General features: G+C 63.3%; 23 protein-coding genes. 12 read left to right on the top strand and 11 right to left on the bottom strand.

The annotated features are described in order from the left end of the window. The first annotated feature begins 31 nt into the window (after positions 1-31). Positions 32-226, top strand: a complete 195-nt coding sequence (locus ACS13N_RS03835; RefSeq protein WP_438930424.1) for a hypothetical protein — start codon at positions 32-34, stop codon at positions 224-226. Positions 227-235: 9 nt separating this feature from the next. On the opposite strand, the gene rpsO is transcribed toward ACS13N_RS03835, so the two are convergent. Both rpsO and ACS13N_RS03825 read right to left on the bottom strand, forming a co-directional pair. Continuing rightward, on the bottom strand, positions 236-505 hold the full coding sequence (rpsO, locus tag ACS13N_RS03830; protein ID WP_021194996.1) for a 30S ribosomal protein S15: 270 nt from the start codon (positions 503-505) through the stop codon (positions 236-238). Between the two features lie 162 nt (positions 506-667). Beyond that, complete coding sequence (locus tag ACS13N_RS03825; RefSeq protein WP_438930612.1) at positions 668-1,924, bottom strand: branched-chain amino acid ABC transporter substrate-binding protein; 1,257 nt, start codon at positions 1,922-1,924, stop codon at positions 668-670. Between the two features lie 165 nt (positions 1,925-2,089). On the opposite strand from ACS13N_RS03825, the gene ACS13N_RS03820 reads away from it, so the two are divergent. Continuing rightward, the gene (locus ACS13N_RS03820) at positions 2,090-2,557 is read left to right on the top strand and encodes a hypothetical protein (protein WP_438930611.1); all 468 of its coding nucleotides are present in this window, start codon (positions 2,090-2,092) and stop codon (positions 2,555-2,557) included. Between the two features lie 236 nt (positions 2,558-2,793). Here ACS13N_RS03820 and ACS13N_RS03815 read toward each other — a convergent pair whose 3' ends face one another. The 6 genes from ACS13N_RS03815 to ACS13N_RS03790 all read right to left on the bottom strand — a co-directional run bounded on the left by ACS13N_RS03815 (position 2,794) and on the right by ACS13N_RS03790 (position 9,683). Further along, positions 2,794-4,335 carry a 2-isopropylmalate synthase gene (locus ACS13N_RS03815; RefSeq protein WP_027681024.1) on the bottom strand — a complete coding sequence of 514 codons (1,542 nt, stop codon included), beginning with the start codon at positions 4,333-4,335 and terminating at the stop codon, positions 2,794-2,796. A 318-nt stretch (positions 4,336-4,653) separates the two neighbouring features. Then, positions 4,654-5,526 carry a CDP-diacylglycerol--serine O-phosphatidyltransferase gene (gene pssA / locus ACS13N_RS03810; protein ID WP_438930423.1) on the bottom strand — a complete coding sequence of 291 codons (873 nt, stop codon included), beginning with the start codon at positions 5,524-5,526 and terminating at the stop codon, positions 4,654-4,656. Between the two features lie 13 nt (positions 5,527-5,539). Beyond that, complete coding sequence (locus ACS13N_RS03805; RefSeq protein ID WP_438930422.1) at positions 5,540-6,187, bottom strand: phosphatidylserine decarboxylase; 648 nt, start codon at positions 6,185-6,187, stop codon at positions 5,540-5,542. A gap of 155 nt (positions 6,188-6,342) precedes the next feature. Continuing rightward, positions 6,343-7,359, bottom strand: a complete 1,017-nt coding sequence (gene ilvC / locus ACS13N_RS03800; RefSeq protein WP_021195002.1) for a ketol-acid reductoisomerase — start codon at positions 7,357-7,359, stop codon at positions 6,343-6,345. 75 nt (positions 7,360-7,434) lie between these two features. Further along, entirely contained in the window at positions 7,435-7,926 is a 492-nt protein-coding gene (gene ilvN, locus ACS13N_RS03795; protein WP_021195003.1) for an acetolactate synthase small subunit, read from the bottom strand. Then, entirely contained in the window at positions 7,926-9,683 is a 1,758-nt protein-coding gene (locus ACS13N_RS03790; protein WP_199031629.1) for an acetolactate synthase 3 catalytic subunit, read from the bottom strand. Before ACS13N_RS03790 ends, ilvN begins: the two co-directional genes overlap by 1 nt. Positions 9,684-10,062: 379 nt before the next feature. Here ACS13N_RS03790 and ACS13N_RS03785 point away from each other — a divergent pair, with 379 nt between their 5' ends. The 10 genes from ACS13N_RS03785 to ACS13N_RS03740 all read left to right on the top strand — a co-directional run bounded on the left by ACS13N_RS03785 (position 10,063) and on the right by ACS13N_RS03740 (position 17,873). Continuing rightward, positions 10,063-10,629, top strand: a complete 567-nt coding sequence (locus ACS13N_RS03785) for an RNA polymerase sigma factor (RefSeq protein WP_021195005.1) — start codon at positions 10,063-10,065, stop codon at positions 10,627-10,629. After that, on the top strand, positions 10,626-11,069 hold the full coding sequence (locus ACS13N_RS03780; protein ID WP_438930421.1) for a DUF3619 family protein: 444 nt from the start codon (positions 10,626-10,628) through the stop codon (positions 11,067-11,069). Before ACS13N_RS03785 ends, ACS13N_RS03780 begins: the two co-directional genes overlap by 4 nt. 11 nt (positions 11,070-11,080) lie before the next feature. Further along, positions 11,081-11,935 carry a DUF3106 domain-containing protein gene (locus tag ACS13N_RS03775; RefSeq protein ID WP_438930420.1) on the top strand — a complete coding sequence of 285 codons (855 nt, stop codon included), beginning with the start codon at positions 11,081-11,083 and terminating at the stop codon, positions 11,933-11,935. Positions 11,936-12,030: 95 nt separating this feature from the next. Further along, positions 12,031-12,561, top strand: coding sequence for an RDD family protein (locus ACS13N_RS03770; RefSeq protein ID WP_438930419.1), 531 nt, complete (start codon positions 12,031-12,033; stop codon positions 12,559-12,561). Between the two features lie 30 nt (positions 12,562-12,591). Further along, positions 12,592-13,611 (top strand): esterase/lipase family protein, encoded by a 1,020-nt coding sequence (locus ACS13N_RS03765; RefSeq protein WP_438930418.1) that lies wholly within the window; start codon positions 12,592-12,594, stop codon positions 13,609-13,611. A gap of 240 nt (positions 13,612-13,851) precedes the next feature. Further along, positions 13,852-14,802: a UDP-2,3-diacylglucosamine diphosphatase gene (locus ACS13N_RS03760; RefSeq protein WP_438930417.1), complete on the top strand. Its 951-nt coding sequence runs from the start codon at positions 13,852-13,854 to the stop codon at positions 14,800-14,802. Positions 14,803-14,903: 101 nt separating this feature from the next. Next, positions 14,904-15,947: a glycosyltransferase family 4 protein gene (locus ACS13N_RS03755; RefSeq protein WP_438930610.1), complete on the top strand. Its 1,044-nt coding sequence runs from the start codon at positions 14,904-14,906 to the stop codon at positions 15,945-15,947. A gap of 12 nt (positions 15,948-15,959) precedes the next feature. Further along, complete coding sequence (locus tag ACS13N_RS03750) at positions 15,960-16,424, top strand: diacylglycerol kinase (protein WP_438930416.1); 465 nt, start codon at positions 15,960-15,962, stop codon at positions 16,422-16,424. A 148-nt stretch (positions 16,425-16,572) separates the two neighbouring features. Next, a complete protein-coding gene (locus tag ACS13N_RS03745) occupies positions 16,573-17,292 on the top strand; it encodes a TetR/AcrR family transcriptional regulator (protein ID WP_438930415.1) in 720 nt (239 codons plus the stop codon). Beyond that, positions 17,289-17,873, top strand: coding sequence for a TIGR00730 family Rossman fold protein (locus ACS13N_RS03740; protein WP_438930414.1), 585 nt, complete (start codon positions 17,289-17,291; stop codon positions 17,871-17,873). The genes ACS13N_RS03745 and ACS13N_RS03740 overlap by 4 nt, the downstream gene beginning before the upstream one ends. Positions 17,874-17,892: 19 nt before the next feature. On the opposite strand, the gene ACS13N_RS03735 is transcribed toward ACS13N_RS03740, so the two are convergent. From ACS13N_RS03735 to ACS13N_RS03725, 3 genes are read right to left on the bottom strand one after another with little or no spacing between them, the layout of a single operon-like run. After that, complete coding sequence (locus ACS13N_RS03735; RefSeq protein WP_438930413.1) at positions 17,893-18,471, bottom strand: DUF924 family protein; 579 nt, start codon at positions 18,469-18,471, stop codon at positions 17,893-17,895. A gap of 54 nt (positions 18,472-18,525) precedes the next feature. Continuing rightward, positions 18,526-18,930, bottom strand: coding sequence for a group II truncated hemoglobin (locus tag ACS13N_RS03730; RefSeq protein WP_438930412.1), 405 nt, complete (start codon positions 18,928-18,930; stop codon positions 18,526-18,528). 27 nt (positions 18,931-18,957) lie between these two features. Then, positions 18,958-21,492, bottom strand: coding sequence for an ABC transporter permease (locus tag ACS13N_RS03725; RefSeq protein WP_438930411.1), 2,535 nt, complete (start codon positions 21,490-21,492; stop codon positions 18,958-18,960). Positions 21,493-21,499: the final 7 nt, after the last annotated feature.

Raw genomic sequence — 21,499 nt, 5'->3', positions numbered from 1 at the left:
GTGTTTTATGCCATTCCAGCGCGGCGCTGACATGCAACGCCGCACTGGAATGACACAAGACTCTGCTTCCTGCCGCCCCCGGTCCCTGGCAGCCGATTCATCCATTGAACTGGTCGACTGCCATCACTTGCCGGTTGCCCGGCGCGACCACAAACGCGGCCGCCAAAAACAAAATGCCTGCATCAGCACGCTGACGCAGGCACTTTTCATCACGCGCAGTGCGTGAGACCCACCATTACTTACGCAGACCCAGCTTCGCAACCAGCGCGGTGTAGCGGTCAGCGTCCTTGCCCTTGAGGTAGTCCAGCAGACGGCGGCGACGGCTCACCATCTTGAGCAGACCGCGACGGCTGTGGTGGTCCTTCATGTGCGCCTTGAAGTGCGGCTGCAGTTCATTGATGCGAGCGGTCAGCAGTGCAACTTGCACTTCCGGGCTACCCGTATCGTTGGCGCTGCGGCCGTTATCCTTGACGATTTCTTGCTTGTTGATGTTAGCAACGGACATTTCGATTCCTTTGACTTGCGGACACTGCAGCGCTTGAAAATCACCGCCGCCGGTGCCGTGTTGAACGTTATCTTGCCAGCCCCATTCCGAACCCGGCCTGGATAGCAAGACCGCGATTATAGCTCAAAAGCCCCCACAGACGACAGTTCCGTGTCAGGTCAGTCAGTAGCGCGCCATCTTGCAGGCAGTGGGCAGAGCTGTTTGCGGCGCAGGAATCACTTTCAACGTACGGAAGCCGTAACCTGAGCCCTCGATATCGAACGGCGTGCCAGGCGTACCCACACGCTCCATTTGCGTGACGACCAGCGGCTGAATGGCTTGGTGATCCTCGGCGCGCAGCGTCATGCGGTGGAAACCGTTGTCCAGCGAAGCGCCTTCCAGCGCACGTGCCACCGCGCTCGCCTCCGTCGTGCCGGCGCGCTCGATGGCGGCGGCCAGCATGTCAATCATCATCTGATCGCGCAGCAGCGGGTAGTCGTCACCCGACGCCGGATAGCGCGCGCGAAAGGTCTTATAGATGGCATCGGACTTGGCACCGCCGAGGTTCGGGTGCCACTCCGCCACCGCCACCACGCGGCCGACACCCGCCTCGCCCATCGCCCCTGGCGCGCCCAGCGAGTTGCCGTAGAACGTGAAGAAGCGCGCCGTGAGCCCCGCGTCGCGCGCCGCCTTGACCAGCAGCGTCAGGTCATTCCCCCAATTGCCGGTGATGACGGTGTCCGCGCCCGAGGCCGCAATGCGTGCCACGTATGGCGCAAAGTCCTTCACCTTGCCGATCGGGTGCAGCACCTCACCAACGATGGCCACATCCGGCCGTTTCTCACCCAATTGCTGACGCGCCGATTGCGCCACCTGACGACCGAACGTGTAGTCCTGCCCAATCAGGTAGACCTTCTTGATGGCCTTGTCGGCGCGGATCACCTCGGTCAGCGCATGCATGCGCATGTCGGCCGATGCATCAAAGCGGAAATGCCAGAAGCTGCAGGCCTCGTTGGTCAGGGCCGGATCAACGGCGGCGTAGTTCAGGTACAGCACACGCGCGTCCGGATGGCGTTCGTTGTAGCGCGAGATCGACGTCAACAGCGCGGCTGCAGCCGCCGAGCTATTGCCCTGCAGAATGAAGCGGATTCCCGCGTCGGTGGCGGCTTGCAACTGCAGCAAGGATTCGTCGACCGTGTTCTTGCTATCCATGCGCACGAGCACAAGCGGATGGCGCCCATCGGGCAGCTTCACGCCGCCACGCGCATTCACGCCTTCGATGGCGAAGCGCAGATTACGATCCACCGCCTCCCCCGCGTTGGCGAACGGGCCGGACAAGCCCTCGATCAACGCCAGCCGGATCGGCGCGGCTTCGGGTTGCGCGACGGCAGCGCTGCACAATCCAACGGCCGCCAATGCGGCCACGAACAAGCGAAACATCATGACAACTCCCCGTGAAGCGCGGATGGTAAAGCGCGCAGCCTTGCCGGCACAAGCAGCCAGCCGACATGAGGCCCTACACTGAAGGCATTCAGGAGAACCATCGTGGGCATGGGCACCCCAACTTGGCAGCGCGTCGCACTGCTCGCCATCGCGCCGGCATTGATGAGCGCATGCACCGTGCTGGCGCCCGCGCAGACGGGCGAAGCACTGATCGGCCAGCCAGCTTCCGCCGTGGAAGCGCGTTTTGGCAAACCACCCGAGCAATACCCCCGAGCAGGCGGTGGCACGCGTTGGCTATATCCCACCCAGCCCTACGGGCAATTCACCTATGCGGCTGACTTTGACGCGAGTGGAAAGCTCGCCTCGTTTCGGCAGATTCTGACGACGATGGAGTTTGCGCAGATCCGCGTCGGCACCGCGACGCAGAACGATGTGCTGCAGACATTCGGCAAACCCGAGGAAACCGCCTATTTCCGGCTGATGGATCGGCAGGTGTGGTCCTACCGCTTCAGGCACGAAGGCGTGTGGCCGTCGCTGATGAATTTCTATTTCGACCGCGACGGCATCGTGCGGCTCACGCAGGTCAGCCCTGACCCGATGTATGACCACGATCACGATTCCAGCCGCTAAGCGTCGAAACGGCAACATCCACGCGAGGCGCATCACCTGGCGTGGATGTTCGGGTCGGCCATGTCGTGGATCGCACAGACATCGCTCTCAAAGACGGTCGGCACGGAAATCACGCTTCTGACGTGTCCGGTGCCGCCGCACCCGCTTCGCGTTCCGGTGGGTAACCGGGTGCGCGCTCTGTAGTGATCGTGTTGGGGTCTGGGCTGACTCCTGCGTGTGTTTGTTGAAACCCGCGATCAGATCTGCGGATTGAGTTTCTCGCTGCTCTTGTCCTGCAGCTTGTTCAGTGCGGCGAGGTAGGCCTTGGCCGATGCGGCAACGATGTCCGGATCCGTCCCCACGCCATTGACGATGCGGCCCGACTTGGACAGACGCACCGTCACCTCACCCTGCGCCTGCGTGCCGGTTGTGATGGCATTGACCGAGTACAGCAGTTGCTCGGCGCCACTGGCGACCTTGCTTTCGATAGCGTTGAGCGTGGCATCGACCGGGCCGTTGCCTTCAGCCTCGCCGGTCACTTCCTTGCCATCGGCAACGAAGACGATGCGTGCGTGCGGGCGCTCACCCGTTTCCGAGCGCTGCGCCAGCGAGACGAAGCGGAAGTGTTCACCCTCGCTGTGCTGCGCTTCGTTGGAAACGATGGCAACGATGTCCTCATCGAAGATCTCGGCTTTCTGGTCGGCCAGTTCCTTGAAGCGCGTGAAGGCAGCGTTCAATTCGGCTTCCGAGTCCAGCTCAATGCCCAATTCCTGCAGGCGCTGCTTGAATGCGTTGCGGCCCGAAAGCTTGCCGAGAACGATCTTGTTGGCCGTCCAGCCCACGTCTTCGGCACGCATGATTTCGTAGGTGTCACGCGCCTTGAGCACGCCATCCTGGTGGATGCCCGACGCGTGTGCGAAGGCGTTGGCGCCCACCACAGCCTTGTTCGGCTGCACGACGAAACCGGTGATCTGCGAGACCAGCTTGGAGGCCGGCACGATCTGCGAGGTATCAACACCGACGTCGAGGTTGAAGTAGTCGCGGCGCGTCTTGACGGCCATCACCACCTCTTCAAGGCTGGTGTTGCCGGCGCGCTCGCCCAGGCCGTTGATCGTGCATTCGATCTGGCGCGCGCCACCCAACTGGACAGCGGTCAGCGAGTTGGCAACGGCCATGCCCAGATCGTCATGGCAATGCACGGACCAGATCGCCTTGTCGGAATTCGGAATGCGCTCGCGCACCGAGCGAATCAGCGCGGCATAGCCTTCCGGCACCGCGTAGCCCACCGTATCGGGCAGGTTGATGGTGGTCGCGCCTTCGGCGATCACGCCTTCCAGCACGCGGCACAGGAAGTCCATGTCCGAGCGGCTGCCGTCTTCCGGCGAGAACTCGATGTCGTCCGTGAACTGGCGGGCGAAGCGCACAGCCAGGCGGGCTTGTTCGTACACCTGATCCGGCGACATGCGCAGCTTCTTCTCCATGTGCAGCGCCGACGTGGCGATGAACGTGTGGATACGGAACTGGCCGGCCGGCTTGAGCGCCTCGGCAGCGCGGGAGATGTCGCGGTCGTTCGCTCGCGCCAGCGAGCAAATGCGCGAATCCTTGACCGACTGGGCAATCGCACGGATTGCCTCGAAGTCACCATTGGAGCTGGCCGCAAAGCCGGCTTCGATCACGTCCACCTTGAGCCGCTCGAGCTGCTTGGCGATGCGGATCTTCTCTTCCTTGGTCATCGACGCCCCGGGGGACTGCTCGCCGTCGCGCAAAGTGGTATCGAAAATAATGAGTTTGTCGCTCATGGCGGCTCCTTGGTGGGGGTGACGTTTTTGACGTCGGTCTTAGGTGGTGTCTCGAATAATTTCTTGCGGAGCAGAACGCAAAACGCCCCGGCGTGCATGGTTGCAGGCCGGGGCGCTGTGAATTCTGGTTCGCGAAAAACTTGGCGGTTTCTGCTTGCCTTGTCTTGCGATTTCCTATGCGCGTGTCCCGACCTGACGACCTAGTAGGCCATCAATCGAGACTAGCGTAATCAGAATGGAAATCGGGTGCGAAAGCATGCGAACGACTATAGACGAATTCAAAAATTGACGCAAGCGCACAATGGTGCCGCGCATTGATCACTCATGCGCTTCGTCGGATGTCGGTTTCGGCACCCGCGGACTGCCCTGCTGGCCATGCAGCGTACGCCAGCCCCAGAGCAGATAGCCCGACACCGCATAGCCGACAAACAGGCCAAACAGCGCCACCGGCGGATCGCTCGACACAACCACAAACAGCACGAGCACCAGCACCATCACACCGAACGGCACGCGGTGACGCACATCGAGTGCCTTGCCGCTGTAGAACGGCGCGTTCGACACCATCGACAGGCCCGCATACAGCGTCAACCCGAAAGCGACCCACGGCATCCACAGCTCTTTCACCGGCAGCTTGTTGTCGATTGCCAGCCAGACGAAACCGGCAATCAACGCTGCAGCAGCCGGGCTCGGCATGCCCTGGAAGAAACGCTTATCGACCGAGCCGATGTTGGTGTTGAAGCGTGCCAGACGCAGCGCTGCACCCGCGCAGTAGACGAACGCCGCGAGCCAGCCCCACTTGCCCAGGTCACGCAGAATCCACTCGTACATGACCAGCGCAGGCGCGACACCGAACGACACCATGTCCGACAGCGAGTCGAATTGCTCGCCAAACGCACTTTGCGTATTGGTGATGCGAGCTACGCGGCCGTCCATGCCATCAAGCACCATCGCCGCAAAGATGGCGATCGCCGCCGTCTCGAAGTTCAGGTTCATCGCCTGCACGATGGCGAAAAACCCCGCGAACAGCGCCGCCGTCGTGAAAGCGTTGGGCAGCAAGTAAATGCCACGGCGGCGCGGGCGGATGACTTCGAGATCATCGTCCTCCGAGCGCGGCTGGTTGTGACGCAGCGGACGCAAATGCGTGACGTTGCTGGCGGTAAAACGTTTCTTGCGTCGGTTGAACGCGGGCATGGCGGCCTCCGGATCAGTCCAGCTCGGCGAGCACCGTCAGCGTGGCGGACACCTTCTCGCCGATCGTCACGCGTGGGCGTGCCGTCAGCGGCAGGTACACGTCGACGCGCGAGCCGAAGCGGATGAAACCGTAACGCTGGCCGCGGGTAAGCGCCTCGCCTGCCTTGGTGTAGCAAAGGATACGTCGCGCGATCAACCCGGCCACCTGCACCGAGGTGACGATCTGGCCATCAGCGCGACGCAGCACGATGGCATTGCGCTCGTTCTCGAGCGACGCCTTGTCCAGGTCGGCATTGACGAACTTGCCCGGGAAGTACTGCACTTGCTGCACTGTGCCATCGACCGGCGCGCGATTCGAGTGCACGTTGAACACGTTCATGAACACGCTGATCTTCAGCGAGTCGCGATCGGCAAACGGGTCGCGCACTTGCTCGACGGCAACGATGCGGCCATCGGCCGGCGAGAGGATCGCATTCGCCTGCGTCGGCACGGCGCGCGCCGGATCGCGGAAAAACTGCAGCACGAACAGCGTCAGCACCCAGAACGGCCAAGCCCAGCCAAAGCCGGCGGCAGCCTGCACGATAAGCGAGACGATGAAAATCCCGCCCAGGTACGGCCAGCCCTCGCGGGCGATGATGGGATGCGGATACGTGTTGTTCAAAATCAGACCTCGACAGCGTCTTGAAGGAAATGCGGCATTCTAGCCGACACAGGGCTGCGCCAGCACTTGAAACGGCACATCCTCCCTTGGATTCAGCATAAAAAAAAACCAGCCCGAAGGCTGGCTTTCCTGTTTCACGCTCAAGGCGTGATCGATCAGTTCTTCGACTGGTCGACCAGCTTGTTCTTGGCGATCCACGGCATCATCGCGCGCAGCTTGGCGCCGACTTGCTCGATCTGGTGCTCTTCGGTCAGGCGGCGGCGCGAGATCAGCGTCGGTTGGCCTGCCTTGTACTCCAGCAGGAAGCTCTTGGCGTATTCGCCGGTCTGGATGTCCTTCAGGCATTGCTTCATGGCCTTCTTGGTCTCTTCCGTCACGACACGCGGGCCGGTGACGTATTCGCCGTATTCGGCGTTGTTCGAGATCGAGTAGTTCATGTTGGCGATGCCGCCTTCGTAGATCAGGTCGACGATCAGCTTCAGCTCGTGCAGGCACTCGAAGTAGGCCATTTCCGGCGCGTAGCCGGCTTCCACCAGCGTCTCGAAACCGGCCTTGATCAGCTCGACGGTACCGCCGCACAGCACGGCTTGTTCGCCGAACAGGTCGGTTTCGGTTTCTTCGCGGAAGTTGGTTTCGATGATGCCGGCACGGCCGCCGCCGTTGGCGGTGGCGTACGACAGGGCGATGTCACGTGCGGCGCCCGACTTGTCCTGGTGCACAGCGATCAAGTGCGGCACGCCGCCACCTTGGCTGTACGTGCCACGCACGGTATGGCCCGGAGCCTTCGGGGCGATCATGATGACGTCCAGGTCAGCGCGCGGGATCACGGCACCGTAGTGCACGTTGAAGCCGTGAGCGAACGCCAGTGCGGCACCTTGCTTGATGTTGCCGTGCACTTCGTTCTTGTACACGTCGGCGATCTGCTCGTCCGGCAGCAGGATCATGACGACATCGGCTTCCTTCACCGCCTCGGCCACTTCCTTGACCTGCAGGCCGGCGTTGACGGCCTTGTTCCACGACGCGCCGCCCTTGCGCAGACCGACCGTGACCTTCACGCCCGAGTCGTTCAGATTCAGGGCGTGGGCGTGGCCTTGCGAGCCGTAGCCGATGATGGTGACGTTCTTGCCCTTGATCAGGGAGAGGTCGGCGTCTTTGTCGTAAAACACTTTCATGGTGATGTCCTAATTTTCAAATACTTCAATATCGATGGGGTCCGGCTGCAGTTACACGCTGGTGCACGCGCCGGTTCAAACCTTCAGAATGCGCTCGCCGCGGCCGATGCCCGAGCCGCCCGTGCGGACGGTCTCCAGAATGGCAGTGCGATCGATGGCATCGAGAAACGCGTCAAGCTTGCTGCCGTTGCCGGTCAGCTCGATCGTGTAGGTCTTCTCAGTCACGTCGATGACGCGGCCGCGGAAGATGTCGGCCGTACGCTTCATCTCCTCGCGCTCCTTGCCGACCGCGCGCACCTTCACGAGCATCAGCTCGCGCTCGATGTGCGCACCTTCGGTCAGGTCGACGACCTTGACGACTTCCACCAGGCGGTTCAGGTGCTTGGTGATCTGCTCGATGATGTCGTCCGAACCGGTCGTGACGATCGTCATGCGCGACAGCGAAGCGTCTTCGGTCGGAGCGACCGTCAGCGTCTCGATGTTGTAGCCACGCGCCGAGAACAGGCCCACCACGCGCGACAGCGCGCCGGCTTCGTTTTCCAGCAGGACGGAAATGATGTGACGCATTACAGGTCCTCCGCGCCGAGCAGCATTTCAGAGATGCCCTTGCCTGCCTGGACCATCGGCCAGACGTTTTCGGTCGGGTCGGTCTGGAAGTCGAGGAACACGGTGCGATCCTTGAGTCGGAAGGCTTCGCGCAGCGCGGGTTCGACGTCGGACGTCTTCTCGATGCGCATGCCCACGTGGCCATACGCTTCGGCCAGCTTCACGAAGTCGGGCAGCGCCTGCATGTAGGAGTGCGAGTAGCGGTTGTCATACTCGATTTCCTGCCACTGACGCACCATGCCCAGGTAGCCGTTGTTGAGCGAGCAGATCTTCACCGGCGTGTCGTACTGCAGGCAGGTCGACAGTTCCTGGATACACATCTGGATCGAGCCTTCACCGGTGATGGTGACGACCTCCTTGTCCGGGAACGCCTTCTTGATACCCATCGCGTACGGCAGGCCCACGCCCATCGTGCCCAGGCCACCGGAGTTGATCCAGCGGCGCGGCTCGTTGAACTTGTAGAACTGCGCAGCCCACATCTGGTGCTGGCCGACGTCGGAGCAGACGAAGGCGTCGCCGTTGGTCAGTTCCCAGATCTTCTCGACCACATACTGCGGCTTGATGATTTCGGAGGTGCGGTCGTACTTCAGGCAATCGACGCTGCGCCACTGCTCGATCTGTTCCCACCACTTGGCCAGCGCCGTCTTGTTCGGCTTGGCTTCGCCCGACTGGATCTGGGCGATCATCTCCTGCAGCACGTCCTTGACGTTGCCGACAATGGGGATGTCGACCTTCACCCGCTTGGAGATGGAGGACGGGTCGATGTCGATGTGGATGATCTTGCGCGGCTGCGACGTGAAGTGCGCCGGGCTGCCAATCACGCGATCGTCAAAGCGCGCGCCGATGGCAATCAGCACGTCGCAGTTCTGCATCGCCATGTTGGCTTCGTACGTGCCGTGCATGCCCAGCATGCCCACGAACTGCTTGCTGGTGCCGGGGAATGCACCCAGGCCCATCAGCGTGTTCGTGACCGGGTAACCCGTCAGTGCAGCCAGTTGGCGCAGCTCTTCGCTGGCCTCGGCAAGCACCACGCCGCCGCCCGAATAGATGTAAGGACGTTCAGCCTGCAGCAGCAAGCTCACAGCCTTGCGAATCTGACCGGAGTGCCCCTTGTTGACGGGGTTGTACGAGCGCATCTCGATGGTCTTCGGATACTCGTACTTGCACATCTCGCGCGAGACATCCTTCGGGATGTCCACCACCACCGGGCCCGGACGGCCGGTCGAGGCGATGTAGAACGCCTTCTTGATGGTCGAAGCGAGATTGCGCACATCCTTGACCAGGAAGTTGTGCTTGACGATCGGGCGGGTGATACCGACGGTGTCGCATTCCTGGAAGGCGTCTTGGCCGATGGCGTGCGTCGGCACGTTGCCGGTGATGATCACCATCGGAATCGAATCCAGGTAGGCGGTGGCGATGCCGGTCACGGCATTGGTCACGCCCGGGCCGGAGGTCACCAGGGCGACACCGACCTTGCCCGTGGCACGCGCATAGCCGTCAGCCGCATGGACTGCCGCCTGTTCGTGGCGCACCAGGATGTGTTCGATCTTGTTTTGCTTGTAGAACGCGTCGTAGATATAGAGCACCGCGCCGCCGGGGTAACCCCAGACGAACTCGACGCCCTCTGCCGCGAGCGCATTGACGAGGATGTCAGACCCCATCATGTCGGCAGATGAACCGCTATTGGCGTGGGAAAATTCCGCGCTTGGCATATTCATGTCAGTCCTTTGCAATTTTCGGCAAAAAATTGTTTGGATGCTCTCTACCGGGCTTGTGGCGCGGATTTGAGCGGTGCGCGTCTGCATGGATGGTCCGCCTGTTGAGCGGCCAGATGAGACAACCACAGATGTTGTGAACCAACGATGATACTGCAATGCCGCATGGCGGTCCAGCGGCGGTGCGAATCACTACACTGCGGCCACACCGGGTGGTCCGCCAGACGGCCAGACTGTCCGCCGACCCGCATTTTTGCTAGCATCGCAGCATTTTTGACGGTCCAGACCGTCGCTGCTGCGCGGCGTCATGTTCACATCGCATCACTTCATGACAATGTGAAATTTCGCCAACCCGCCCCACAGGATTCGCACCCGCTGTTGTATGGCCTCTGAACAGGAACTGTCGGCCTTCCTCATAAGCGTCGAAAAACGCGCCTTCAAACAGGCAGTATTCGCGGTCCGCGACGACGACGCTGCGCTCGACATCGTGCAAGACGCGATGATCAAGCTGGCCGAAAAATACGGCGACAAACCCGAGGCTGAACTGCCTCTGTTGTTCCAGCGCATTCTGCAGAACACGATCCACGACTGGTTCCGCCGCTCCAAGGTGCGTAACACGTGGGTCAGCCTGTTCTCCAGCTTCCGCACGGATGCAGAAGGCGACGATACCGACCCGCTGGAGCTGATCGAAAGTGAAGCCGGCTCCACAGCGGCAGAAAGCAGCGCCGACAAGGTCGAGCGCTCGCAGATGTTAGAAATTCTGGAACGCGAAATCGAGAAGCTCCCCACACGTCAACGGGAAGCCTTTCTGATGCGTTACTGGGAAGACATGGATGTTGCCGAAACCGCCCAGGCGATGGGCTGTTCCGAGGGGAGCGTGAAAACGCACTGCTCGCGGGCAACGCACGCCCTGGCCCAAGCGCTACGGGCGCGAGGGATCCGACTATGAACAAGGTAGAACTTCGAGAACGCCGCTTTGTGCACGCTGTCCGTACCGCTCTGAACGAGTCGGCCGGACAGTTGCCGCCCGACGTACGTGACCGCCTTTCCGCGGCACGCCGGACGGCGCTCGCGCATAAAAAAGCGGAAGCGCCGAGCACGGTGCGCTCGCCTACCCTGGTCATGCCGGGTGTAGGTCAGGTGTCCTTCGACCTGGAAAACGACGCTGCGTCGCCAATGCACCGTATCGGCGCGTTCCTGCGTCGATTCGGTCTGCTCTGGCCGACCATTGCACTGATTGCGGGGCTTGCCGGTATCTATCACTGGCAGCAACAGCAACGCGTGGACGAACTCGCCGAGGTTGATGCCGCCATGCTGCTCGACGACCTGCCACTGGCCGCCTACGCCGATCAAGGCTTCCATCAGTATCTCGATAAACGCGATCAGTGAAAGGCTGATCGATGAGCAACTTCCACCGCACCCACGGCCAACCACCGCGAGGCGAACGGACCTTGCGCTTGCGCGCCGCCCTGATCTCGTTGATCGGCGCTGCGGGGCTGTCCGCTGGATTGGCAATCGCACAGGCACCGGCAGCATCAGCACCGTCCGCCGCGCCGGATGCCTCCGCCAGCACACCGCTGGCGTTGCCGACGCCACCTGCCACCAATCCGCAACCATCCATTCATCCGAACTGGTCTGAACTGACCGTCGTGCAGCAGCGCATCCTGGCGCCGTTCGCGCCGGAATGGAACGGCATGCCCGAGCTGGCCCGCAAGAAGTGGCTGCAGATTGCCCAGGCATATCCGAAGTACACGCCGGCACAGCAGCAGCGCTTGCAGACACGCATGGCTGACTGGGTCAAGCTGACGCCGGAACAGCGGCACCGTGCCCGCGAGAATTTCCAGACCACCAAGTCGGTTCCCGTCCAGAAGAAGAGCGAAGCCTGGCAGCGCTATCAGCAGTTGCCTGACGAGCAGAAGAAAGAGCTTGCTGCGGCTGCCAAGGCGCAGAAGCGTCCGTCAGCAGTCACAGCATTGCCGGGCAGCACGAGCCTGGCCAAGGATGCAGCCAAGGCACTGCATCATGGTGCGCGCACCAAGCCGGGCACGACCAAGTCGGCACCGAATCCGTTGGCGCCGGCCAAGCCGACCGCAACGGCCGCGGCATCTGCGCCGGCGGCAACCACGCCTGCTCCCGCCGCAACGGCCCCAACACCGGCAAGTGCACCGGTCACACCTGTGCATCCGGTGGCTCCTGCCACCAGCCCGGATGGAGATTCGGGCAATCCGCCGCCGTCGACCGTACTGGGCGGCTAAGCCCAGCATTCCCTTTGGCATAATCCGATCACGCGCCGCACACACGTTGTATCGGCGCATGATCGATTACGCCCAGCCTGCGCTTACCCGGTTCGATGGCCACTACTGCTTCCCCTTCCTCGCCCGTCATGGCGTCTGATCCACTCGCCGCGCCTACGCTGCGCCGCCGACTGGCTGCCATGCTCTACGAGGGCTTGCTGCTGTTTGGCGTGATGTTTGGCGCGACGGCGATCTTTCTGCTGCTGCGGGCGATCATTCCGCCACTGGCACGCACCGGTGATATCGGCCTGCAGGTGTGGGGCTTCTTCGCGCTCGGCCTGTATTTCGTGGGCTTCTGGCGCAAGCGCGGCCAGACGCTCGCCATGCAGACGTGGCGCATGCGCGTCGTGAACGCAGACGGCTCCCCCATTTCACTCGGCCGTGCCATTGCGCGTTATGCGCTGGCCTGGATCTGGGTAGTCGTTGCCGTCGGCATCATCCATGTGAGCGGGGTTGGGGTTTCCCGCTGGACCGGTGCGGGCGTCGCACTGGCCTGCGTGCTGGCGTGGGGCGCGCTTGCGTGGCTGGATCCACAGCGCCAGTTCCTGCACGACCGCCTGGCCGGCACGCGGCTGATACGCGGCTGATCGATCGCGTCTTCGGCGACAGCACATTCCATGACACGCGCCGATCTGCCCACCTCCCCCACGCCCCTAGCTTCGCTGACAGCAGCCAACGCGCGTCGCATTGCAGTGGCCCTGCAATGCGCGGCGACGCTGGCGGTCGCGTGGACAGCGCATCGCTGGGGTGATCTGACCTGGTGGGGCGCAGCTGCCGTTGCCGCAGCAGCACTGGTGCTCGGCTATCTCATCTCGGTTGGCTGGGCATTCCTCATTGCATCCACAAGCCTGGGCACGGCCATTCCGGATGACCCGGTGTGGGACCGCATGCCTGTGCCGCGCGAGCAGCGCATCGGCGTGGCCGGTTTCATCGCGTGCTGGCTGCGCGAATGCGTGTCGGTGGCATGGATGTTCAACGTACTGCAGCCGTTTCGCGCGCGGGCTGCGCTCGATAAGGCAACGGGTGATGGCACGCGCGTGCCTGTGCTGATGATCCACGGGTACGGTTGCAACCGCGCGGTATGGTTGCCGATGCAACAACATCTGGCCGCCGCCGGTCACCCGATCGAAGCCATCGATCTGATGCCGTTGCTGGGCGACATCGACGACTACGCCCACGACATCGCAACCGTTGCCTCTCGGATGACACATGCGTACGGCCGTGCGCCCGTACTGCTTTGCCACAGCATGGGCGGGCTGGCTGCGCGTGCATTGCTGCGGCAAGCATCGGACGCTTGCCCGGTCGCCCATGTCATCACGCTTGGCACGCCACATCGGGGCACGGCGATAGCGCGCAGCGCACGCGGGCGCAATGTGCGGCAGATGGCCTGGGCCAGCGCCTGGCTACGCCACCTTGCTGCATCCGAAACGCCAGCCGTGCGGGCGCGCATTACGTCGATCTTCTCGTGGCACGACTCCATCGTCGGGCCTGCTGGTGCGTCATGGCTGGACGGCGCGCGACACGTGCCGTTCTCCGGCATCGGCCATGTGTCGCTGCTATGCGACGCACGCGTGCGCGATGCCGTGCTGGCTGAGCTGACGCGCATCGAAGGCACTCCGCCCGCCCCATCTGCCTGAAACGCACGCTGGGCAAAGGTCTCCGGCGCCCACCCTGGTGTTCACGGCAACCCCGTCATGTGACGGTCATGTTTCTGACACGGCTTATTCACGCAGCGATGGCGAAATCCGTCCAACGCAGCCTCTGTTGCCGACATGGTCCTGCCAAATCTGCCCAGCCCTGGTTTCCTCCGCCGCCTCGCGCAACGCTTTCGCGCCGCTCCCCTCACCGGTTCCGACTGGAACGCTCCACCGCCTCTGATGCAAATGGCAGCCGGACTTGCCGCCGCCGGCGCGCTGGGTTCAGCCGTGCCGGCTGGCCGCGGCGATGTCCGCGATCACGAGGCGCCCGCCTCCGCACCAGTCCCGACCCTGGCACCCGACCAACTTGCCGACAAGGACACCGACCCGCCTGCCGAGAAAGTCCACCGCTACCGCACGATCTGGCTGTCGGACATCCACCTCGGCACGCCGGGCTGCCAGGCAGACTACCTGCTCGACTTCCTCAAGCACAACGACTCCGACACGCTGTACCTCGTCGGCGACATCGTCGACGGCTGGCAACTGCGCAAGGGCTGGTACTGGCCGCAGGCGCACAACGACGTGGTGCAGAAGGTGCTGCGCCGCGCGCGCAAGGGCACCCGCGTGGTGTTCATCCCCGGCAACCACGACGAGATGGTGCGCCAATTCCACGGTCTGAATTTTGGCGATATCGAAGTCGCTGAAGACGCTGTGCACGTCACGGCCACCGGCAAGCGCCTGTGGGTCGTGCACGGCGATCTATTCGACGGTGTGATGCAGCACGCGCGCTGGCTCGCCTACGTGGGCGACTCGCTCTACACCTTCATCCTGGCGATGAACCGGCACTTCAACAGCATTCGCGTGCGGTTGGGGTTCCCGTACTGGTCGCTGTCGCAATACCTCAAGCATCAGGTCAAGAACGCGGTCAACTTCATCAACTCGTTCGAGCGCGTGATGACCGACGAAGCACGCCGCCGCGGCTGCGACGGCGTGGTCTGCGGGCACATCCACAAGGCCGAGATCCGCGAGATCGACGGCCAGCTTTACTGCAACGACGGCGACTGGGTGGAGAGCCTCTCCGCCCTGGTCGAAACCATGGAAGGCGAACTGCAGATCGTCTACTGGACGCATCTGCTCGATGCGCCGCGCACCTCCCGCCGCGCACGCCGTGCCGCAGCGGCCGCCGCCTGATGGAAGCCCTAGCCCACATGACGAATACCAACATCGACCTCGTACAGCCCGCCGCCGCGCAATCGACACCCGCCACCCTCCAAGGAGAGCCCGTGAAAGTCATGATCGTCACCGATGCCTGGGAACCGCAGGTCAACGGCGTCGTCCGTACCCTCACCCAGACGCGCCGTGAGCTTGAGGCCATGGGCCATATCGTCGACATGATCACGCCGCTCGAATTCAAGACGGTGCCGTGCCCGACATATCCGGAAATCCGCCTGTCGATCCTGCCGGCCAAGCGCGTACGCGAGCGCATCGAGAAGTTCGCCCCGCAGGCCCTGCATATCGCCACCGAAGGCCCGCTGGGCCTGGCCGCACGCGCCTACGCGCTGCGCCACAAGCTGCCCTACACGACGGCGTATCACACACGCTTTCCGGAGTACGTGCAGGCACGCTTCGGCATCCCGCTGGCGTGGACGTATCGCTTCCTGCGCTGGTTCCACAGCCCGGCCCAGGCCGTGATGGCACCGACGCCCGTGGTGTTGAAAGACCTCGCCGACTACGGCATCACCAACGGCGTGCTGTGGACGCGCGGCGTGGATCTGGACGTCTTCACCTCGCAGCGCGGCAACGTGCTCAACACAGCGCACCCGATCTTCCTGTACGTCGGCCGCGTGGCTGTTGAGAAGAACGTAGAAGCCTTCCTGGAACTGGACCTGCCCGGCTCCAAGTGGGTGGTGGGCGAAGGCCCTGCGCTGGCGGGCCTGAAGGCGAAGTATCCGAACGCCAACTACCTCGGCGTGCTCAAGCAGCCGGAACTGGCCAAGGTGTACGCTTCGGCTGATGTGTTCGTCTTCCCGAGCCGCACGGATACGTTTGGCCTGGTGTTGCTCGAAGCGCTGGCCAGCGGGTTGCCGGTGGCGGCCTACCCGGTAACGGGCCCGATCGACGTGCTGGGCGACTCGCCGGCCGGCGCGCTGCGCGAAGACCTGCGCGAGGCCTGCCTCGAAGCGCTGCGCATCGACCGCCCGACGGCCCGCGCACATGCAGAGAAATTCTCATGGCGTGCGGCTTCCGAGCAATTCCTGGCGCACTTGCGCCCAATGCCCGCCGTACAATCCGGCGATGCCAAAACCGCACAACCCTCGACCGCCACGGGCGCTTAAGCCTTGCGTTCCATGAAGCCGACCACGCCGCCCGATCGGCCACTAGCGGACCCTGCCCCGCCGCCCACGGCGGGCGCCTATTCGCCAGCCGACAACCCGCACAAGGGCAATCGCGGCATCACACGAGCGTGGTTCGCGCTCAAGAACTCCATCAGCGGCATCCGCTTCGCCATCGATGAGGAAAGCGCGTTCCGCCAGGAGTTGACGCTGTGCGCGATCCTGTTGCCGTGCGCGTTCGTCATTCCCGCCACGGTAGTGGAGCGCATCCTGATGATCGGCACGCTGGTGCTGGTGCTGATTGTCGAGCTGCTCAATTCGAGCGTGGAAGCGGCGGTCGATCGCATCTCGCTGGAGCAGCACGGGCTGTCCAAGCGCGCCAAGGATTTCGGCAGTGCGGCGGTCATGCTGGCCCTGCTGCTGTGCGCGGGGACGTGGGTGGCGATCGCCTGGCCGTGGGTGGCGTCACTGCTGCATTAGGATGGTAGGGGCTTACCCGCGCACACGCGGCGATAACGTTTGGCAATGTCTGCCCCACTGCATGTGGGGAGTCTTTGCACAAGCACGATCTTTTATAATCCGGGCACACACACGCCACGGAGACAGGGCCACCGGCCTTGGCAGTTCAATGGAAACCAAGCAGCATTCCACCGGCCCACGCCGCACGCGCGACCGCATCCTCGAAGTATCGCTGCGCCTGTTCAACGAACTGGGCGAGCCCAATGTCACCACCACGACGATTGCCGAAGAGTTGGAGATCAGCCCGGGCAACCTGTACTACCACTTCCGCAACAAAGACGACATCATCAACTCGATCTTCGTGCAGTTCGAGCAGGAGATCGCGCGTCGCCTGAAGCTGCCGGACGACCACAAGGCCACGCTGGACGAGACCTGGGGTTACCTGCAGTACATGTCGGAGTTCCTGTGGAACTACCGTTTCCTGTACCGCGACATCAACGATCTGCTGGCACGCAACCGCATGCTGGAGCTGAACTTCAAGCGCATCGTCGAGCAGAAGCGCCACTTCGCCATGGACATCTGCCACCAGTTCATTGAAGACGGCGAGATGGAAGCCACGCCTGTCCAAGTCGATGCGATCTGCACCAACATCGTGGTGATCGCAACCTATTGGCTGTCGTTCCAGTTCGTGCAGCACCCGCGTCAGTACAACGATCAGAACGCGATCCGTGACCACCTGCACGGCGCGAGTTACCACATCCTGTCGATCCTCGCGCCCTACCTGCGCGGCAAGCCGCGGCGGGCCTTCGACTTGCTCGCGGTCAGCCGCAGCAACGATCCGCCGATTGGCGCACCAGGCGCCTCCAGCCCCACCACCCCTGCCAAATGAAATCGATCTGCGTCTATTGCGGTTCCAGCCCGGGCGAACGCCCGGACTACAAGGCCGGCGCCATTGCGCTGGGCAACGAGATGGTCAAGCGCGGCCTCACGCTCGTCTACGGCGGCGGCAACGTCGGCCTGATGGGTATCGTGGCGGACGCGGTACTGCATGGCGGCAGCCCGGTCATCGGCATCATCCCCAAGTCGCTGGTGCGCAAGGAAGTCGGCCATAAGGAGCTGACCGAGCTGCACGTCGTCGACAGCATGCACCAGCGCAAGCAGATGATGGCCGACCGTGCGGATGCCTTCATCGCCATGCCTGGCGGCGTGGGCACCTACGAAGAACTGTTCGAGACCTTCACGTGGCTGCAGCTCGGCTATCACAACAAGCCGATCGGCCTGCTGAACGTGGCAGGCTTCTATGACAAGCTGCTGGCCTTCATCGACCACGCCGTGCAAGAAGGTTTCCTCAAGCGCCACCACGCCGACCTGCTGCACGTGAGCGACAACCCCGCCGAGCTGATCGACATGCTTTCGCGTGCACCGCGCGAGACCGTCGACAAGTGGTCGGAGCGCCGCGAGCGCACCTGAGCCACTTCCAGCCCAGCGTCTAGAACGACGACCCAGGCTGGGCCAGAAACTGCACCTCCTCGGGCGTGGACACGCGCCCGAGCACCGCATTGCGATGCGGAAAACGCCCGAAGCGAGCAATGATCTCCCGATGTTTCTCCGCCCAGATGAGCGAGTCCGCATCGTTCTCCTGGTCACGCAAGCGCGTGTAGAGGCGAATCGACTCGTCCTGTGCAGCCAGCGCCTCGCTGTGCTCGAACGGCAAGTAGCAGAATGCGCGGTGAAAGCGCGTTGGCAGTTGGACATCCCAACCGGCAGCCACGACGATCCGCGCGGTATGCAGCGCTGCAGCGTCGCTGGCGAAGGCACGCGGGTTGTTGCGGAACATGTTGCGGGAGAACTGATCCAGCACCACGATGCGCGCAATCGCCTCCAGCGGGGTGTCCATCCACGTGTCGGCCTCGCCGGTCGACAGCGCTTCCCACAATGGCAGGAAACGCGCGCGGATTTCCGCATCGAACGCATCTGACTTGGTGAACCACTCGGGCCGATCAACGGTAAGCGGTGCGGGACCGAACCAGAACGCGAGCACGTCGTCGGCAGTGGGCAAACCGATCATGCGGGTGTCTCCTCAGGGTGTTCTTGTCTTGTGACGTGCGCTTAGTACAGCACCTCAGCGCGGCACATTACGCATCCAGTCGGCGGTCTGCCAGAAGGCTTGCATGAGGCGCATCTGTAGCGCTTCATCCAGACCGACGTCTTGCATCGCGAGTGCCATGCAGCGCATCCATTGGTCACGCTCCTGCGAGCCGATCTCGAATGGCAGATGGCGTGCGCGCAGACGCGGGTGGCCAAAGCGCTCGATGTAGTGGTTCGGGCCGCCGAGCCAGCCGCACAGGAACCAGAACAGCTTGTCCCGCGCGCTATCCAGGCTGGGCGGATGCACCCCACGCAGCACGGCAAACTCGGGATCGAGGTCCATCAGGTCGTAGAAGCGATCGACCAGCTCGCGCACGCGCGCCTCGCCGCCAATCAAGTCGAAGGCCAGGGTTTCCTGGCCGGAAGTTGCGTCAGTCATACAGCGTCAATCACATCAAAAAAACGATCAGGCATCCCGCAGCGTTGCCATGGCTGGGCGGCGCAACACATCGCGCAAACCCAGCCAGCCACCGGCAAAGGCGCACAGCATGCCGCCCACGATGCCGACCGGCAAGATCGCCGGGTTGAATCGATACGGAAAGTCGAACACATGTGCCGACAGCACCCAGCCGATGGCGATGGCACCCACACCCGCCATCAACCCGGCCAGGCCACCCACGATCAGCACCTCGGCGTATTGCGTCTGACGCACAATGCCGGAGCCCGCGCCCAGCGCGCGCAGCACGCCGGCATCGCGCAAGCGCTCGTCGCGAGAGCCAGACAGCGCGGCATACAGCACCAGCACACCCGCCGCCAGCGTGAAGACAAACAGGAACTCCACCGCTACCGTCACCTGGTCGAGCACGCCTTGCACCTGCTGAAGGATCAGCTCGGTATCCACCACGGTCAGGTTCGGAAACTCACGCACCAGCCTGGACGGCAGATCGGCCTGCCCTACCGGAATACGGAATGCCGTCACGTACGTCTGCGGCATATCACGCAACGCCACGGGCGGCAGGATCACGAAGAAGTTCACGCGCATCGAGCTCCAGTCGAGCTTGCGCAATGACGTGATGGGCGCATCCACCGTCTGCCCGGCGACATCGAAACGCAGCACGTCGCCCAGATGCAGATTGAGCGTCTTGGCAATGCCCTCCTCCACCGACGCCTCGGGCTTCTGCCCACCAAACCACTGGCCGGCGATGATGCGGTTTTCGGGCGGCTGCACCGTCGCGTAGGACAGGTTGAACTCGCGCTCGATCAGGTTGCGAGCACGGGACTCGGCATACGTCTCGCGGCCGATGATCTGACCGTTCACCTGCGTCAGGCGCCCGCGCACCATCGGGTAGAGCTTCGGATCGACCACACCCGCACGCGACAGCGCCTGCGAAACCGCCTCCATCTGATCCGGCTGAATGTTGATGATGAAGCGGTTGGGCGCATCGGCCGGCGTGGCGTTGTGCCACGAGCGGATCAGGTCATTGCGCGTCATGGCGAGCAACAGCAGCGCCATCAACCCGACAGCCAGGGCAACGGTTTGCAGCACGCTCACGCCGCGACGGCGCTCCAGCACGGCCAGCGCAAAACGCCAGCCCACACTCAGCGCGCGCCCGCGCCCGAGCGACACGGCCAGCGCGCGCAGCCCACCGGCTGCCAGCAACGCGAAAACCAGAATGGCGCCGGCAAACCCGCCTGCCGTCAACGCTCCCAGCTTCACATCGCGCGCAGACACCACCAGCAGCGCAAAGAACGCCGCCGCCCCTAGGGCATAGCCAACCCACGCGGCAATCGCACGTTCGTCCACATCCCGCCGCAGCACGCGTAGCGGTGGCACGCGCACAAGGCTCAGCAGCGGCGGCACAGCAAAGCCGACCAGCAGCACCAGCCCTGCCGTCACGCCCACCACAGCCGGCCACACAGACGGCGCCGGCAACGAGACCGTCACCAGATCACCCAACGACGCCAGTAGCAACCAGTGCGCGCCATAGCCCAGCGCCACGCCCACCAGCGAACCCAGCACGCCAATGAGCAAAAACTCCAGCGCAAACGTCCCGAGAATCTGCCCCTGCCGCAGCCCGAGGCACTTGATGATGGCTACCGCATCGGTGTGGCGTGCGGTGTAGCGACGCGCCGCCATCGTGATGGCCACCGCCGCGATCATTGCCGCGAGCAAGGCGACGAGCGAGAGGAAGCGCTCGGCACGATCCAGTGTTTCGCGCATCTGCGGCTGGCCGTTCTGCAAGGACTCGATGCGCACGCCGCGCACCTGACGCGTCTTCAGTTCGCTTTCAGCCCAATCGCGGAAGGTGGTGGTGGCCACATCGGGCCCAGCCACCAGCAGGCGGTACGTGACGCGGCTGCCGTACGTGACGAGGCCAGTAGAGGCCAGATCGGCCATCGGCAGCATCACGCGCGGGGCAAAGTTCATGAAGCCGGCGCCGCGGTCCAACTCTTGCGTGATGACGTGGGCGATCTTGAAGGTGCGTGTGCCCAGGCGAACGGCGTCCCCCACACGCAGGCCCAGTGCGTCGAGCAACGGTGCATCAACCCACACCGTGCCCGCAGAAGGAATCGCGCGGATAGGCGCACCAACGGTATCGCGCCCATCACCGCTCACCTTGAGCGTGCCGCGCAGCGGGTATCCCGCATCCACGGCCTTGATGGCCGTCAACTGCGATGCCGGCTCACCAGATGAACCGTTGGTGAGCGTGCTGGCCATGCTGGGGAAGGTCGCGGTATGCGTCACCTCCAGGCCGCTGGCGCGCGCATGTGCCTCAATGTCGGCCGGCAACGGCTGATCAGACACCACGAGCACATCTGCGCCGATCAACTGGCGGGCATCACGCTCCAGACCAGCGTGCATGCGGTCAGCCAGAAAGCTGACAGACGCCAGCGCAGCCACGGCCAGCACCAGCGCAACGAGCAGCAGATTCAGCTCGCCAGCGCGCCAGTCGCGGCGCAGCATGCGCAAGGCTTGGGTCCAGACGGAAAAACGTGACATGGGCGGA

Source organism: Ralstonia sp. 24A2 (assembly GCF_051783885.1).
Classification (GTDB): domain Bacteria; phylum Pseudomonadota; class Gammaproteobacteria; order Burkholderiales; family Burkholderiaceae; genus Ralstonia.
This window is presented reverse-complemented; position numbering and strand designations above follow the sequence as displayed.

What these genes read in the sequence shown, in the direction of transcription:
- ACS13N_RS03750 (WP_438930416.1), top strand. Translation starts at nt 15,960, where the DNA reads ATGAAGCCGACCACGCCGCCCGATCGGCCACTAGCGGACCCTGCCCCG.
- ACS13N_RS03790 (WP_199031629.1), bottom strand. Translation starts at nt 9,683, where the DNA reads ATGAATATGCCAAGCGCGGAATTTTCCCACGCCAATAGCGGTTCATCT.
- ACS13N_RS03770 (WP_438930419.1), top strand. Translation starts at nt 12,031, where the DNA reads ATGGCCACTACTGCTTCCCCTTCCTCGCCCGTCATGGCGTCTGATCCA.
- ACS13N_RS03775 (WP_438930420.1), top strand. Translation starts at nt 11,081, where the DNA reads ATGAGCAACTTCCACCGCACCCACGGCCAACCACCGCGAGGCGAACGG.
- ACS13N_RS03825 (WP_438930612.1), bottom strand. Translation starts at nt 1,924, where the DNA reads ATGTTTCGCTTGTTCGTGGCCGCATTGGCGGCCGTTGGATTGTGCAGC.
- ACS13N_RS03760 (WP_438930417.1), top strand. Translation starts at nt 13,852, where the DNA reads ATGCAAATGGCAGCCGGACTTGCCGCCGCCGGCGCGCTGGGTTCAGCC.
- rpsO (WP_021194996.1), bottom strand. Translation starts at nt 505, where the DNA reads ATGTCCGTTGCTAACATCAACAAGCAAGAAATCGTCAAGGATAACGGC.
- pssA (WP_438930423.1), bottom strand. Translation starts at nt 5,526, where the DNA reads ATGCCCGCGTTCAACCGACGCAAGAAACGTTTTACCGCCAGCAACGTC.
- ACS13N_RS03835 (WP_438930424.1), top strand. Translation starts at nt 32, where the DNA reads ATGCAACGCCGCACTGGAATGACACAAGACTCTGCTTCCTGCCGCCCC.
- ACS13N_RS03745 (WP_438930415.1), top strand. Translation starts at nt 16,573, where the DNA reads ATGGAAACCAAGCAGCATTCCACCGGCCCACGCCGCACGCGCGACCGC.
- ilvN (WP_021195003.1), bottom strand. Translation starts at nt 7,926, where the DNA reads ATGCGTCACATCATTTCCGTCCTGCTGGAAAACGAAGCCGGCGCGCTG.
- ACS13N_RS03725 (WP_438930411.1), bottom strand. Translation starts at nt 21,492, where the DNA reads ATGTCACGTTTTTCCGTCTGGACCCAAGCCTTGCGCATGCTGCGCCGC.
- ACS13N_RS03730 (WP_438930412.1), bottom strand. Translation starts at nt 18,930, where the DNA reads ATGACTGACGCAACTTCCGGCCAGGAAACCCTGGCCTTCGACTTGATT.
- ACS13N_RS03765 (WP_438930418.1), top strand. Translation starts at nt 12,592, where the DNA reads ATGACACGCGCCGATCTGCCCACCTCCCCCACGCCCCTAGCTTCGCTG.
- ACS13N_RS03740 (WP_438930414.1), top strand. Translation starts at nt 17,289, where the DNA reads ATGAAATCGATCTGCGTCTATTGCGGTTCCAGCCCGGGCGAACGCCCG.
- ACS13N_RS03820 (WP_438930611.1), top strand. Translation starts at nt 2,090, where the DNA reads ATGAGCGCATGCACCGTGCTGGCGCCCGCGCAGACGGGCGAAGCACTG.
- ACS13N_RS03755 (WP_438930610.1), top strand. Translation starts at nt 14,904, where the DNA reads ATGATCGTCACCGATGCCTGGGAACCGCAGGTCAACGGCGTCGTCCGT.
- ACS13N_RS03815 (WP_027681024.1), bottom strand. Translation starts at nt 4,335, where the DNA reads ATGAGCGACAAACTCATTATTTTCGATACCACTTTGCGCGACGGCGAG.
- ACS13N_RS03785 (WP_021195005.1), top strand. Translation starts at nt 10,063, where the DNA reads ATGGCCTCTGAACAGGAACTGTCGGCCTTCCTCATAAGCGTCGAAAAA.
- ACS13N_RS03735 (WP_438930413.1), bottom strand. Translation starts at nt 18,471, where the DNA reads ATGATCGGTTTGCCCACTGCCGACGACGTGCTCGCGTTCTGGTTCGGT.
- ACS13N_RS03780 (WP_438930421.1), top strand. Translation starts at nt 10,626, where the DNA reads ATGAACAAGGTAGAACTTCGAGAACGCCGCTTTGTGCACGCTGTCCGT.
- ilvC (WP_021195002.1), bottom strand. Translation starts at nt 7,359, where the DNA reads ATGAAAGTGTTTTACGACAAAGACGCCGACCTCTCCCTGATCAAGGGC.